A 14,841-nucleotide genomic window follows, 5' to 3' on the forward strand; every position below is an offset into this window, starting at 1 on the left:
GCCATTCTGGCTCTGTCGCACCCCGATGGCACAATCGGCCGGGTGAACTCACCGGCAGAACTGGGGACGTAGCTGTGTTCCTCCTCGACGACACCATCGTCTACAGCGCCAGCGACCTCTCCGCGGCCGCCACCTGCGAGTTCGCGTTGCTGCGCCGGTTGGACGCCACGCTCGGGCTCGCCGGGGCCGGTTCCGCCACCATGTCCGTCGACGACGACCCCATGCTGAAACGGACGTCGAGCCTGGGCGATGCTCACGAACATCGCCGGCTCGAGCAGTTCCGCGCCGAGTACGGCGACGGGGTGGTCACGATGGACCGTCCCGAGTACACCGCGGTGGGACTGTTCGAGGCGAACCTGGCCACCGTGGAGGCGATCCGCGGCGGCGCCGACGTCGTGTACCAGGGGACGTTCTTCGACGGCCGCTTCCTGGGTTTCTGCGATTTCCTCGTTCGCGACGGCGACACGTATGCCGTCCACGACACCAAACTGTCCCGGCACGCGAAGGTGTCGGCCCTGCTCCAGCTCGCCGCGTACGCGGAAGCACTGGCCGACAACGGGATCCCGACCTCACCGGACGTCCACCTGCTGCTCGGCGACGACAGCGACTCGGCGCACTCGCTCGGCGACATCGTTCCCGTGTACTCCGCGCGACGCTCCTCGCTCGAGCGAATTCTCGACGAGCACCGCGACGAGCAGTCCCTCGCGGAGTGGGGCGACCCCCGGTACACGGCGTGCGGCCGGTGCGACACGTGCACCCCGGAGGTGGAGCAGCACCGCGACCTCCTGCTGGTGGCCGGAATGCGCACGACGCAGCGGAGCCGGCTGATCGCGGCCGGGATCGGCACTCTCGACGCCCTCGTCGCGCATACGGGCAGCGTCGAGGGCCTGCCCGAGCGCACCCTGGAATCGCTTCGCGCGCAGGCCGCCCTGCAGTTGCGCCAAGAGTCCTCGGGCACCCCCGAGTTCCAGGTGTACGCCCCGCAGGCGCTGGGCGGGCTGCCGGAACCGGACGACGGCGACATCTTCTTCGACTTCGAGGGAGACCCGCTCTGGGCCGAGAACGGATCCACGGACTGGGGTCTCGAATACCTCTTCGGCGTGGTCGAGGGTCCCGCCGACGCCGCCGTGTTCCGGCCGTTCTGGGCACACGACCGCGCCGAGGAGCGGCAGGCACTCGTCGACTTCCTCGACTACGTGACCACGCGTCGTCAGCAGTATCCGAACATGCACATCTACCACTACGCCGCGTACGAGAAGTCGGCGCTGCTGCGGCTGGCGGGACGGCACGGCGTCGGCGAGGAGACCGTCGACACCCTGCTGCGCGACAACGTCCTCGTCGATCTGTATCCGGTGGTGCGCGGGTGCCTGCGCATCGGCGAACGGTCCTACAGCATCAAGAAGCTCGAACCGCTGTACATGCCGGAGCAGCCGCGCGACGGCGACGTCACCAACGCCGCCGCATCGGTGGTCGCGTACGCCGACTACTGCGATCACCGCGACAACGGCCGGGAGGACGAGGCACGCGCGCTGCTGCAGGGCATCGCCGACTACAACGAGTACGACTGCGATTCCACGCTGCGGCTGCGCGACTGGCTGATCGGGCAGGCGGAGACCCACGGCGTCGCCCTCCGGCCGCCCGGCGACGGGCCCACCCCGGTGACCGAGGAATGCACCCCCACGGAGGCGGCGTTACGCGAGTTCGCCGGGCACGGACCGAGCGAGCACCGGGAACACGACCAGCAGGCGGCCGCGCTCATGGCGGCGGCGGTCGGCTATCACCGCCGTGAGCGGAAACCGTTCTGGTGGGCGCACTTCGACCGGCTGGTCGTGCCGCACGACGAACTGTCGGACATCCGGGACGTTCTGGTGGTGTCGTCCGCGGTCGTCGAGGAGAACTGGCACAAGAGCAGCCCGCGGCAGCGCAAGCTGCGCCGGCGACTTCAGCTCACCGGCCGTTTCGGGACCGGGAGCACGGTGGGGCCCAAGACCACGATGTACGCGCTGTACGACACCCCTGCACCCGAGGCGGTCGCGGGCGACAATCCGCAGCAACGGGGAACGTGCACGGTCAACGTGCTCGACGTCGGGAAGGACGGCCGCCGCCGCGACGTGGTGATCGTCGAGGAACTCCTGAACGGCGAGGAGTACGTGCAACTTCCGACGGCGATCACCCCCGGGCCGCCGATCACGACCGACCGGATCGAATCGTCCATCGCGGTGGCCGCGGACGGCATGTGCTCGCCGCTGCCGGCCCTCCCGCTGTGCGCGTCGGTGGACATCCTGCGGCGGTCCGACCCGCGCACCCGGAGCGGGAATCCGCTCCCACCCGTCGACGGCACGGATTACGCGGGCGCGATCACCGCGGCACTACTCGACCTCGACGACTCGTACGTCGCGGTGCAGGGGCCTCCCGGCACCGGCAAGACGTACACCGGGGCCCGGGTGATCAAGGCGCTCGTCGAGCAGCACCACTGGCGGATCGGCGTAGTCGCACAGTCGCATTCGGTGATCGAGAACATGCTCGGCGGCGTCGTGAAGGCCGGGCTCCCCGCCGAACTCGTCGCGAAGAAGGACGGGCGGCATCGCGCCGCGACGTGGACCGACATCAGCTCCAACGACTACCCCGGCTTCATCGACCAGGCCGAGGGAACGGGCTGCGTGATCGGCGGGACCGCATGGGACTTCGCGAACACCGACCGGGTTCCGCCGGGCAGCCTCGATCTGCTGGTCATCGACGAGGCCGGGCAGTTCGCTCTCGCCAACACCATCGCGGTGGGCGGCGCGGCCCGCAATCTCCTGCTTCTCGGCGATCCTCAGCAACTTCCGCAGGTCAGCCAGGGCACCCACCCGGAACCGGTGGACGCGTCGGCCCTCGGGTGGCTCGCCGAGGGGCACGGGGCGCTGCCCGCGAGCCGGGGATATTTCCTCGAACGCACGTGGCGGATGCACCCGGAACTGTGCGCGCCCGTATCGACACTGTCCTACGACGGCAAGCTGCGTTCACAGGAATCGGCCAGTGCCGCACGACGACTCGACGGCATGGAACCGGGCGTGCACACCGTCTTCGTCGACCACCAGGGCAACGCCACCCAATCCCCCGAGGAGTCGCGGGAGGTGGTCAACCGGATCACGAAGCTGCTCGGTTCCGGCTGGACCGACCCCAGCGAGTTCGAGGGCACCCGCCCACTCGGCGAGTCCGACATCCTGGTCGTGGCGCCGTACAACGCGCAGGTCGGGTTGATCGAACGCGATCTGGCCGCGGTCGGCCTCGACAAGGTCGAGGTGGGTACGGTCGACAAGTTCCAGGGGCGGGAGGCGGCCGTCGCCATCGTGTCGATGACCGCGTCGGCGATCGAGGACGTGCCGCGCGGCATGTCGTTCCTGCTGTCGCGGAACCGGATGAACGTGGCGGTGTCCCGCGGCAAGTGGGCTGCGATCATCATCCGGTCGGAATCGCTGACGCGGTACATGCCGAGCACCCCGGAAGGTCTGACCGAGCTGGGTGCCTTCATGCGGCTCACCGGTCAGCCGAAGCACTGACCTTCGCCGCGGTAGGTGGGCACCACGGTGCGGGAGCCGTCCGACTCGACGAGGTGCACCTCGGTGAACCGCTCGCACAGCTCGCCGGCCTTCGCGTGCCGGAACCACACCCGGTCGCCGATGCCGAGATCCGCTGCCGCCTTTCCGGTCACCGGGGTCTGGACCTCACCTGCGCCCTCGTTGCGCAGTAGCTTCAGCCGCGGCGGCCACACCGGCGTGGGCACGCGACTGCCCCCGGCGGGACCGGAGGCGATGTAGCCGCCGCCGAACAGCGTCGCGATGCCGGGTGCCGGCCGCCGGACCGTCGACAGGGCGAAGTACAGCGACGGGTGCGGACGGAACGCGCGGTACTTGTCGAAGAGCGTCGGGACGTACAGACCGGAGCCGGCTGTCACCTCCGTCACGACCGGGTCCGCGGAGCTCACCTCCACCGAGCCGGTGCCCCCGCTGTTGACGATCTCGAGCACCCCGACCTCCGACTGCACGGCGTTCACCACGGCAGCGCGACGGGTCGCGAGTTCTTTCGCGGACGCCCGCTTCATCCAGCCGATCGGCGGACTGGAGTCGGGCAGACCCGCGATCTGCGCTTCGTAGAACATGACACCGACGACGGCGAATCCCCGCCCCGCGGCGCGCTTCGCGAACGCGGCGACGGCGGACGGTTCGCGGAGCGGGGAACGGCGCACCCCGATGTGGACCGGCCCGAGCCGCAACGAGGCGTCGACGTCGATGCACAGCCGGGCCGGGAGGGACGTGGTGCCTGCCGCGGCGAGAACGAAGTCGAGGTGGTCGTCGCTGTCGACCATCAACGTGATCCTGTTCAGCAGTTCGGGATCGGCCGCGAGTTCTGCGAGTGCCCCGCGGTCGGCCGTCGGGTAGCCCATCAGGATGTCGTCCGCGCCGTGCCGGGCGAGCCAGATCGCCTCGCGCAGCGAATACGCCATGATCCCGCGGAACCCGCCGGCCCCGGTGAGATTCTCCCCCAGTGCGACCTGGAGTACCGCGCGGCAGCGGACGGATTTGCTGGCGACGCGGACGGGGGTGCCGCCCGCACGCAGCACCAGGTCGGCGGCGTTGGCGCGCAGCGTGGTCAGGTCGAGTGCGGCCAACGGCGGGTCGACCTCGGTCGTCGAGGCGATGAGACGGTCGAGCGTGGGCGTCACAGTTCGTCCAATCTTCTCCATCGGTCTGCGACGCCAGTCAACCATCGAGTTGGACGATTGTCCAGATCAAACGGGCCCGCTCAGGCCTGCTCGACCGCCTTCGACGCGATCACGTGCACCATGTCGTCCAGCGCCGCGATCATCGCCTCACTGTCGCGGTCGACCAGCCACCGCAGCACGAGCCCGTCCAGGATGGCCAGCCCGAACCGCGCGATCGCCTCGACCGGGGTGGCCCAGCCGACTTCGGCGATGCGGGCGCACTCGGCGAGGAACTCGATCGCCTCCTCGTCCATGGTCCGATACTGCTGACCGGCGATGTCGCCGGCCCGCTCGCTCCCGGACGCCCGGTGCCGCAACGCCTGCGCGGTGATCTCGTACGTCAGCAACTGGCGGTCCGGGGTGGCCTCGATGATCGGCCACATTCCGCTGATCCCGATGTGGAGGAGTTCGCGCAGACCGTCGATCCCGCGCAGGTCCGGCGCGTGCCGAACCTGACCGAACGCCAGTCGCATCGACGCGCTGAGCTGCAGAACCAGGCTCTCGCCCATCGCCGCGAGGAGCTCCTCCTTGCTCTCGAAGCAGTAGTGCACCACCCCGAGCGAGACGCCCGCCTCCTCCGCCACGGCACGCACCGTGACCGACGCGACGCCGCGCTGCTCCGCGATGGCGAGCGCCGACTCGACGAGTTGGGCACGACGTTCATCCGCAGGAAGCCTGTTCAGCATCCTCTGATCGTAGAACCTGCGGGAGCCTCGCCTGTGACCAACACGGACGCCCGACCAACCCGCCATTTGCCTGGACGAGCGTCCAGGTTCATGATGGGCGAATGGCACAGGACACATGGCGCAACTGGGCGGGCACCGAGACGGCGAACCCGCTGCGCTTCGCGACACCGCGCTCGGTGGAGGAACTCAGCGCGCTCGTCTGCGGTGCCGCGGAGCACGGACAGCGGGTCAAGGCCGTGGGGTCGGGGCACTCCTTCACCGGGGTCGCCGTCACCGACGGGATCCTCGTCAGCCTCGACGCCCTCACCGGGATCGAATCCGTCACCCTCGACGAACCGGCGGGCGCCCTCGTCACCGTCCTCGCCGGCACGCGGCTGCACGACCTGAGCGAGCAACTGTGGCACCGTGGCCTGGCGATGATCAACCTGGGCGACATCGACGTGCAGTCCATCGCGGGTGCGCTGTCCACCGGAACCCACGGCACCGGAGCGCGTTTCGGAGGTCTCGCCACTCAGGTCCGCGCCCTGCAGGTGGTGCTGGCGGACGGCTCGGTGGCCGACTGCTCCCCCACCGAGAACCCCGAACTGTTCGAGGCAGCACGGCTGGGACTCGGCGCCGTGGGCATCATCTCGAAGGTCACGATCCAGTGCGTGCCGCACTACGTGATGCACGCCGTCGAGAAGCCCGAGTCACTGGACGCCACCCTCGACCGGCTCGACCACGACCGCACCACGATCGACCACTTCGAGTTCTACTGGTTTCCGCACACCCGCCGCGTGCTGACGAAACGCAACACCCGGCTACCCGGTGACACCCCGGTCTCTCCCCTCCACCCGGTCCGCGCCTACGTCGACGACGAATTGCTCGCCAACGTCCTGTTCGAGGGCATCAACAGGGTCGCCGGCCTTGCGCCGACGACGATCCCGAAGATCAACCGGTTGTCGTCGCGCATGCTGAGCGCGCGCGAATTCACCGATCGCAGCTACCGCGTCTTCGCGTCGGAGCGCCGGGTCAAGTTCCGGGAGATGGAATACGCGGTTCCCACCGAGGCCCTCCCCGACACTCTCGCGGCCATCGACTCGTGGGTGGAGAAGTCCGGTTTCACGGTCGCGTTCCCCGTCGAGGTCCGGTTCGCCGCGGGCGACGACGTGTGGCTGTCGACGGCGAACGGTCGGGACACGGCGTACATCGCGGTGCACCAGTACCATCGCCGCGATCACGAGCCGTACTTCTCCGCGGTCGAGGCCATCGCCCGGGAAGCGGACGGGCGACCGCACTGGGGCAAGATGCACGGCCGCACCGCCGACGACTTGCGGCCCGCCTATCCGAACTTCGACGAGTTCGTCGCAGTGCGCGACAAGTACGACCCCGAGCGAATGTTCGGCAACGCGTACCTCCAGCAGGTCCTCGGTCGCTAACGTGAGCTAGGTGGCCCCCAGTCGATCTTTCGACCGTCGCGACTTCCTTCGCGTCGCGGGTGCCTCCGGGGCGGCGGCGCTCGGTGCCGTGATGCTCGGCGCGTGCGGGGAACGCCTGCACGACCCGGAGGTTCCGCCGCTTCCCGACGGCCTGTCCGCTCCGGGCGGCGGAGCGGTGTCCGAGTTCGTGCCCGTCGACAAGGCGACGTGGCGCGTGCAGGGGGATCCGCTGGTCGCGCCGACCGGTGACGGGCCCCTCGCCGGCAAGCGACTCGCCGTCACCGACCTGTACGCCGTTGCGGGACAGCAGATCGGTGCGGGCAGCGGACGGCGGCTCGCCGAGGCACCCGTCGAAACCGGTACCGCCGCAGTGGTGGCGCGCCTCCTCGGTCAGGGCGCCCGCGTCGTCGGCCTGGCGCAGACCGACGACCTCGGTTACGGGCATTCCGGCATCAACCAGCAGTTCGGTACGCCGCCCAACCCCCGCGCCGAGGACTGCCTGCCCGGCGGTGCGACCTCGGGTGCCGCGAGTGCAGTCGCGCAGGGTTCCGCCGACATCGGATTGGGTGTCGACACCACCGGTTCCGTCCGCATCCCCGCCTCGTATCAGGGCCTGTACGGCTTCGCGCCGTCCCGGGGCGCCGTCTCCACCGACGGGCTGTTTCCGCTGTCCCCCACGTTCGACACCCCCGCATGGGTCTGCGGCGACCTCGACACCCTCGTCGCGGTCTCCGGCGCGCTTCTCCCGCTCACGGCGGAGACCCCGTTCCGCAGCGCGCTCACCTCCGACGGCATCAACGGCGTCGCCGAGGCGGGGGCGCTCGGCGCTGTGCGGCGCGCCCTCACCGCGTGGGAGAAGAGTTCCCTCCCCCGGCTGACGTGGACCGACACGGACATCGGCCGGCTTCCCGACTGGTACGACGCCGTCGTCGCCGTGCAGGGCTACGAGGCGTGGCGGCTGCACGGCGACTGGGTGAGCGGGGCGATGACGTCGCTCGGCGACGAACCCGGCCGCAATTTCGCCGCCGCGAGCCGCATCTGGGAATCCACGTACGGCCGGAAACTGATCAAGCTCGCCGAGGCGTCGCAGACGATCACCGCGTACGTGGGCGACAGCCTGCTCCTGCTGCCCGCGACCTCCTCCACGGCCCCCGAGCGGACGAGCTACCCCAGCGGTGACCGGTTCCGGAACACGATGCGCGCCACCGGCATGCTCACCTGCCTCGCGAGCATCTCCGGACTGCCCAACGCGACCGTGCCGTTGCGCACCGACGACGGAGTTCCCGTCGGTCTCTGCCTGGTCGGCCCGCACGGCCGTGACCGCGACGTCCTGGCGGTCGTCGCGAGTCTCGGCGACACGGGGCTGATCGACTGACGGCCGGAACCGTCAGCCGCGGAGCAGTTGCGCCTTGCGCGCGTCGCTCGCGAACGACGCCGTGATCGAGTTGCGCGCGAGGGTTTCCCGCTCGGCATCCGTGAGGCCGAGCTGATCCCGCAACTGGGCGAAGTTGTCGTCGACGTACCCGCCGAAGTACGCGGGGTCGTCGGAGTTCACGGTGACGAGCAGACCCGCCTCCAGCATGGTCCGCAGCGGATGCTCGGACAGCGAATCGACGACACACAGTCGCACGTTCGACAGTGGGCACACGGTCAGCGGCACTTCCTCGTCCACCAGACGCGCCACGAGCGCCGGGTCCTCGAGCGCCCGCACCCCGTGGTCGATGCGCTCGGCACCGAGGAGATCGAGCGCCTGCCAGATGTACTCCGGCGGGCCTTCCTCGCCTGCATGGGCGACCACGTGCAGCCCCTCCGACCGGGCGCGGGCGAACACGTCCTCGAACAGCGACGGCGGGTTGCCCACCTCGGCCGAGTCCAGGCCGAGCCCGACGATCGGCGTCTGCAACCGGATGATCTCCGAGAACACTTCCTCCGCCTCGTGCACGGGACGGTCCCGCAGGATCGCGGCGATCGCGGCGCTGCTGAGGCCGAACTCCCGCTCGCTGGTTCCCACCGCGTCCATGATCCCGTCGAGCACCTCGTGCAGCGGCACACCACGATTGACGTGGGCCTGCGGGTTGAAGAAGAACTCCACGTGCGCGACGCCGCCCGCCGACGCCCGGGCGAAATAGGCGCGAGTGAGGTCCGCGAAGTCCTGCGCCGTCCGAAGCACCTGCATGTTGGCGAAGTACAGGTCGAGGAACGACTGCAGATCGGTGAACTCGTACCGCGAGCGGAGATCGTCGAGGTCGGTGTACGGCAGCTGCACGGAATTCCGTTCGGCCAGCGCGAAGATCAGCTCGGGTTCGAGGGAACCCTCGATGTGCATGTGCAGCTCGGCGACGGGAGAGCTCACGGGTGGATACCTGCCTTTCGCACCACCTAGGCAGCGGTGTCGCGGTCGACGATACGGACGAAGCCGTCGCCGTCGATATTCGCGGTGTCGCCGGTGTGAAACCAGCCACCCGTGAAGGTCTTCGCGGTGACCTCGGGCCGGTTCCAGTAGCCGCGGCTGACTCCCGGACCGCGGCACAGCAATTCGCCGATACCGCGGCCGGCGTCGGGACCGAGGAGGGCCACCTCCATCCCGCCGAACGCGACGCCCACGCTGCCCGCGTGTGTCAGAGCGCACTCGTCGGGCAGCGCCAGGCCCGCCCCGCACGTTTCGGTCATTCCCCACCCGAGGAAGTGCCTGGCCGCAGGGAACGTCCGCCGGAGCAGTTGCGACTGCTCCAGGGACAGGCCGGAGCCGCTATAGTCGATCCAGCGCACCGCGCGCCGGCCGAAACTCGTCACCCGCGAGTTCTCCACGGCCCGCAGGAGGACGGCGGGCGCCGCGGTGAGCACGTCGGCACCGGTGCCGCGCCACGACGCCGCGTCGGTGCTCCCGGTCAGCAGGACCGTTCCGCCCACCACCAGCGTCGAGAGCAGTTCGACGAGCGATCCGACGGTGTGCAGTTCGGGTTCGACGAGAAGATTCCGCAGTCCCTCGGAGCTGAACCCGCGCGCATGGAGCACGGATTCGATGGTCGAGAGGACGTTCTCGTTACTCAGCTCCACCCCCTTCGGGGACTCCGACGGCCCGGGCGTGTACGACAGCAGCACCAGCTCGTCGGGGCTCGCTCCGTCGTCGATGAACGAGATGCCCTCCGGCAGTTCGCCGTCGAGGATCAGTACCGATTCGCTGTCGGCGAGCACCTCACCGGTTCGCGCGTCGTCGAGTGCCGGGCTCACCCCGACCGGCACGCCGCCGGCCAGCAACACCCCGAGGAAGGCCTCGACCCAGCGGACCCCCATGGGCTGCCGGACGGCGACGCGGTCGCCGATCTCGACGCCCTTCGACTTCAGCCCGCCGGCCACCCGCGCCGCGGACGTCCACAGTTGCGAGAACGTGAGCGACCGGCCACCGTCCTCCTCGACGGCGACCCGGCCCGCGTAGCGGTGCACGGAGATGTCGAGCAGCTCGGTGAGCGACGGGTTGAGCCCGCCGTACCGGAGCAGGCCGTCGCGACCACGGACCACCCGGTCGTCGTGGAAGAAGGGACCACTACTCGGGTACTCGACGAGGGACGACGGCATCTGCACCTCCGCTGACGACACTGCTGCGCGACCGGGACGTTGCCACGACTATATGACGCCCGTCACAGTTGCGGGGAGCAGTTCGCCGACGCCTACCGCCCGCGGTACGTCGCCTTGCCCGGACCGACGTCGAGGAAGCTGCGTACCGCACCCCGGAGGTCGTCGGTCTCGAACAGCGCACCCGACACGTCGGGCGTGATCGAGTCGGCGTGCGCGACCCCACCCGACCGCCACGCGGAGATGATCTGCTTCGTGGCGTCGTGTGCGCGCGTCGGCCCGTCCGCCAGGCGTGCGACGAGGGCGCGGGCCTCCGCGTCGACGTCCTCGTGGACGGCGTTGACCACGCCCCAGTCGCGCAGCGTCGCGGCGTCGTACAGGTCGCCGGTCATCACCAGTTCCCGGGCGCGGCCCGACCCCGCCCGCTCGGCCAGCCGCTGCGGTCCGCCCATCGACGGGGTCAGCCCCACCACCGTCTCGACCAGTCCGAACTTCGCCTTCGGTGCGGCGAGGATGATGTCGCAGGCGAGCGCGATCTCGAAGGCCGCGGTCAGCGTCAGTCCGTGCGCCGAGTACACGACGGGGCACGGCAGCGCCTCGAGCGGATGGCAGATCTCGGCGAACAACTCCTGCCACAGGTCCGCGCCCTGTTCCGCCGTGAGCCCGTCGAACACGTGGACGTCCACTCCTGCGGAGACCACCTTGCCCTCGGCGCGCAGCAGCACCGCGCGCGGCGGATCCTCGGCGAGCGCCGCGACGTCGGCCTGCACGGCGTCGAACATCGCCTGATCGAAGAGGTTGAGTGCGCCGTGGGCGAACGTCAGGATCGCGATCTCGGCGCCGGCGTCCGTATGGACACGCTCGAGTCGGGTGGGATGCGCGGCTGCAGGCTCAGTCATGCCGCCAGACTGCCACACGTGTTCCGCCTACGATCGGGGTGTGGACTCGCTGCGCGCGGCGCTGGCCGACGTCGTCGGAGAACGGTTCGTGACCGTGGACGCGGACGTGCTCGCCGCCCGGGCCATCGACCACACGGGGCGCTACAGCGGGCGGGCGAGCGCACTCGTCCGGCCCGCGGATGCCGCGGAAGTCTCGGCCGTGCTGGGCATCTGCCGCCGAGCCGGGGTGAAGGTCACTGTGCAGGGTGGCCGCACCGGACTCGAAGCAGGGACGGTGCCCGAGCACGACGACGTGTTGCTGTCGATGGAACGGCTGACCGCGGTCGGCGCCGTCGACCGCGAGAACCTGCGCGTCACCGTCGGCGCCGGGGTCACCCTCTCGACGCTCCGGAACGCCGCCGCCGACGCCGGACTGCTGTTCGGCGTCGACATCGCGTCCCGCGATTCCGCGACGATCGGCGGCATGGTGTCGACCAATGCCGGTGGGCTGCACACCGTGCGGTACGGACACATGTCGGCGCAGGTGCTGGGCCTGGAGGTCGTGCTCCCCGACGGGGCGATCGTGCGGCGCAGCATGCGGGTGGGCGCCGAGAACTGCGGATACGACCTGCCCGCGCTGTGGGTCGGCAGCGAGGGGACTCTCGGTGTGGTCACCACTGTCGACCTCACGCTCCGCCCCGTGCCCGAGTTCCGAGTGACCGCCCTTGCCGGCTTCGCGCAACTGCCCGGATTGATCGACGCCGCTCGCGTCGTCCGGCGGCTCGAGGGGGTCGACGCCGTGGAGATGCTCGACGGCCGCGGGCTCGAATTGGCCTCCTCGCGGCTGGGTTTCGCGGTCCCCACGGGTCTGCCGTGGTACCTCCTCGTGGAACTGGCCGGCCACCGCGATCTCACCGACGAACTGGCCGAGGCCCTGGCGCAGTGCGCTCCCGACGACGAACCCGCCGTCGGGATCGATCCCGCAGGCCGCGCCCGGGTGTGGGCGGCGCGGGATGCGTTCGCGGAGGTGGTCGGATTGTTCGGGCCCCCGCTGAAGTTCGACGCCGCCCTCCCGCTGGACACCCTGGCCGCGTTCGTCGCCGACGCGGTCGCGCTGGTGACGAGCCGGGCCCCCGACGCGATCCCGGTGCTGTTCGGGCACGTCGCCGACGGCAACGTCCACCTCAACGTGCTGCGCTGCCCCGACGAGTCCGTGCTGTACCGGACGGTCACGGAACTGATCCGCGATCACGGCGGCAACATCGCCTCCGAACACGGTGTCGGCGCACACAAGCGCAACTACCTCGACCTCGCCCTCAGCCGCGAGGACATCACCGCGATGTGGACGATCAAGCGGGCGTTCGATCCCGCCGACTACCTCAACCCTGCAGTGATGTTTCCCGACTGGCTGCGTCGCCCGCACTGACTCCAGGCCTCTTCTCGCGCAACGGTCGCGCGAAACACACCGAGGCGATGAACCCGATCAGCAGGACGGCGGCGGGCAGCCAGATCGACTGCGACATCGCCGTCGCGAACGGCTCCTTCACGAATTCGGGCATCTCGCCGACGCCGGCCTCCTGGCTGTCGCTGTTCAGCCCCTGCGCGGACAGGCGGGCCGTGATGAGCGCGCCGATCGCGGCGCTGCCGAGGACGGCGCCGACCTGGCGGGTCGTGTTGTAGACGCCGGCTCCGGCGCCCGCCTGATGGGGCGGAAGGTTGTGCGTGGCGGTGGCCGCGAGCGGCGACCAGATACACGCGTTGGCGAGACCGATCAGACCGATCGGCAGCAGCAGTTCCCAGATCGCCACGTCGGGCGACATGACCATGGCCAGCCAGCCGAGTGCGATCGAGAACAGCAGGAATCCGGCGCCCGCGATGTACCGCGGGTGGGTGCGGTCCACGAGCTTGCCGATGAACGGGGCGAACACACCGGTGAGAACGGCCATGGGCACGAGGAGCAGGGCCGATTTCGTCGGCGACAGACCCCGCACCGCCTGCGTGTAGAACATCAGCGGCAGGACCATCGCGGTGATCGCGAACCCCATCGCGGTGATCGCCACGTTGGCGAGCGAGAAGTTGCGGTCCGTGAACAGGCCCAGCGGCAGGAGCGGCTCGTTCTTGTTCCAGGACTGGTACCAGACGAAGATGCCGAGTAGGACGAGGCCGGCGCCGATCGACGCCAGCACGGTCGCCGACCAGTCGTAGGAGCTGCCTTCCTGGATTCCGAACACGAGGAAGAACATGCCGAGCGCACTGAGTACGACACCGGGGATGTCGAACTTGTGCTCGTGGGTCTCGAGCGCGGGCACCAGCCGCCAGGCCAGCACGAACGCGATCACGCCGACGGGCACGTTGACGATGAAGATCCACTCCCAGCCGAGATTGTCCACGAGCACGCCGCCCGCGAGCGGTCCCACCAGGGTGGCGACACCGGCGACGGCACCCCACAGACCCATCGCGGTGCCGCGGCGGTCCGGCGGGAACGTGCGGGTGATGACGGCCATCGTCTGCGGCGTCATCAGTGCGGCGCCCAGTCCCTGGAAGACCCGGGCGACGATGAGCATGGTGATGGTGCCGGACAGGCCGCACCACAGCGACGCCCCGGTGAACAGGACGAGCCCGATCAGGTAGATGTTCTTGGGACCGAACCGATCACCGAGTCGACCGGTGACCAGCAGCGGCACCGCATAGGCCAGCAGGTACGCGCTGGTGACCCAGACGACCTTGTTGATGTCGGTGTGCAGGTCGTTCATGATCGCCGGGTTGGCCACCGCGACGATGGTGCTGTCGACGAGGATCATGAAGAAGCCGATGACGAGGGCCCACAGGGCCGGCCACGGATTTCGATGCTCGGGTGGCGACGTGGGTGGTGCGGTGCGCTCGGTGTCCATCGTCAATCCTTTGCTGAACCGGATGGGATCCGGCGTGAGTGTGTCAGTCGTTCGAGAAGTTCCGGCGAAAGCCACGGGAGGGCTCCGGAGTCGATGTCGGCCACCAGGGCGCTGAGCCATTCGTGCTCCGCGCGGGCGACGGTGACGAGAAATTCGTTGCCGAGGAGGAAGATTCTGGGAGTCTCGGTGGAACAGGCGAGAGCGGCGGCGGTCTCGAGCTCGTCGATCTCGCGGGTGAGGTGATCGAGCCGTTCCCGGAGCAGTTCCACCACGGCGGGGGCGTCAACGTTGTGCGCCTCCGCCAGGGCGAGGGGAAACTGCGGGTACTCGTGCACCGGAGTGGCGAGCATGTCGCTCACCCGTTGGACGAGCGCCTCCCGGCCCGCATGCGTGACCTCGTACATGGTGCGTTCGGGCCGGTTTCCCGCCCGGTCGGTACCGGTGGTGCGCACCAGCCCTTCGCCTTCGAGCCTGCTCACGGTGTGATACAGCGAACCCGGCCGGATCTTCACGACGCGTCCACGCCGGGCGGCCGCGAGTTGGTACATCTCGTACGGATGCATCGTGCGCTCACACAGCAGACCGAGGATGGTGACACCGAGCGGGGTGAGTGTCACGGTCACCACCTTCCACTCCTCCAAGGCGAATACT

The 14,841-nt window shown here is 69.6% G+C and carries 11 protein-coding genes; 4 read left to right on the forward strand and 7 right to left on the reverse strand.

The window, feature by feature from the left end:
- Positions 1-74 precede the first annotated feature (74 nt).
- Positions 75-3,542 carry a TM0106 family RecB-like putative nuclease gene (locus HGB39_RS14875; RefSeq protein WP_005564763.1) on the forward strand — a complete coding sequence of 1,156 codons (3,468 nt, stop codon included), beginning with the start codon at positions 75-77 and terminating at the stop codon, positions 3,540-3,542.
- On the opposite strand, the gene HGB39_RS14880 is transcribed toward HGB39_RS14875, so the two are convergent.
- Entirely contained in the window at positions 3,527-4,726 is a 1,200-nt protein-coding gene (locus tag HGB39_RS14880; protein ID WP_005564764.1) for an amino acid deaminase/aldolase, read from the reverse strand. The genes HGB39_RS14875 and HGB39_RS14880 overlap by 16 nt on opposite strands.
- A 59-nt stretch (positions 4,727-4,785) precedes the next feature.
- Positions 4,786-5,430, reverse strand: coding sequence for a TetR/AcrR family transcriptional regulator (locus tag HGB39_RS14885; RefSeq protein ID WP_005564766.1), 645 nt, complete (start codon positions 5,428-5,430; stop codon positions 4,786-4,788).
- Positions 5,431-5,531: 101 nt separating this feature from the next.
- Between HGB39_RS14885 and HGB39_RS14890 the strand changes: the two genes are divergently transcribed.
- Both HGB39_RS14890 and HGB39_RS14895 read left to right on the forward strand, forming a co-directional pair.
- Positions 5,532-6,848, forward strand: coding sequence for a D-arabinono-1,4-lactone oxidase (locus tag HGB39_RS14890; protein WP_005564768.1), 1,317 nt, complete (start codon positions 5,532-5,534; stop codon positions 6,846-6,848).
- A 10-nt stretch (positions 6,849-6,858) separates the two neighbouring features.
- A complete protein-coding gene (locus tag HGB39_RS14895) occupies positions 6,859-8,223 on the forward strand; it encodes an amidase family protein (protein WP_005564769.1) in 1,365 nt (454 codons plus the stop codon).
- Positions 8,224-8,235: 12 nt separating this feature from the next.
- Here the strand turns inward: HGB39_RS14895 and HGB39_RS14900 are convergent, their stop codons facing one another.
- The 3 genes from HGB39_RS14900 to HGB39_RS14910 all read right to left on the reverse strand — a co-directional run bounded on the left by HGB39_RS14900 (position 8,236) and on the right by HGB39_RS14910 (position 11,320).
- A complete protein-coding gene (locus HGB39_RS14900; RefSeq protein ID WP_005253753.1) occupies positions 8,236-9,201 on the reverse strand; it encodes an adenosine deaminase in 966 nt (321 codons plus the stop codon).
- A gap of 26 nt (positions 9,202-9,227) precedes the next feature.
- On the reverse strand, positions 9,228-10,424 hold the full coding sequence (locus HGB39_RS14905; RefSeq protein ID WP_005253752.1) for a class I adenylate-forming enzyme family protein: 1,197 nt from the start codon (positions 10,422-10,424) through the stop codon (positions 9,228-9,230).
- A 92-nt stretch (positions 10,425-10,516) separates the two neighbouring features.
- Positions 10,517-11,320: an enoyl-CoA hydratase/isomerase family protein gene (locus HGB39_RS14910; protein WP_005574841.1), complete on the reverse strand. Its 804-nt coding sequence runs from the start codon at positions 11,318-11,320 to the stop codon at positions 10,517-10,519.
- 40 nt (positions 11,321-11,360) lie between these two features.
- Here HGB39_RS14910 and HGB39_RS14915 point away from each other — a divergent pair, with 40 nt between their 5' ends.
- A complete protein-coding gene (locus tag HGB39_RS14915) occupies positions 11,361-12,725 on the forward strand; it encodes an FAD-binding oxidoreductase (RefSeq protein WP_005574840.1) in 1,365 nt (454 codons plus the stop codon).
- Here HGB39_RS14915 and HGB39_RS14920 read toward each other — a convergent pair.
- Positions 12,679-14,190: an MFS transporter gene (locus tag HGB39_RS14920; RefSeq protein WP_005574839.1), complete on the reverse strand. Its 1,512-nt coding sequence runs from the start codon at positions 14,188-14,190 to the stop codon at positions 12,679-12,681. The genes HGB39_RS14915 and HGB39_RS14920 overlap by 47 nt on opposite strands.
- A gap of 2 nt (positions 14,191-14,192) precedes the next feature.
- Entirely contained in the window at positions 14,193-14,816 is a 624-nt protein-coding gene (locus tag HGB39_RS14925; protein ID WP_039950392.1) for a PadR family transcriptional regulator, read from the reverse strand.
- Positions 14,817-14,841 lie beyond the last annotated feature (25 nt).

The sequence above is a fragment of the Rhodococcus opacus genome (genome assembly GCF_012396235.1).
Lineage (GTDB): Bacteria > Actinomycetota > Actinomycetes > Mycobacteriales > Mycobacteriaceae > Rhodococcus_F > Rhodococcus_F opacus.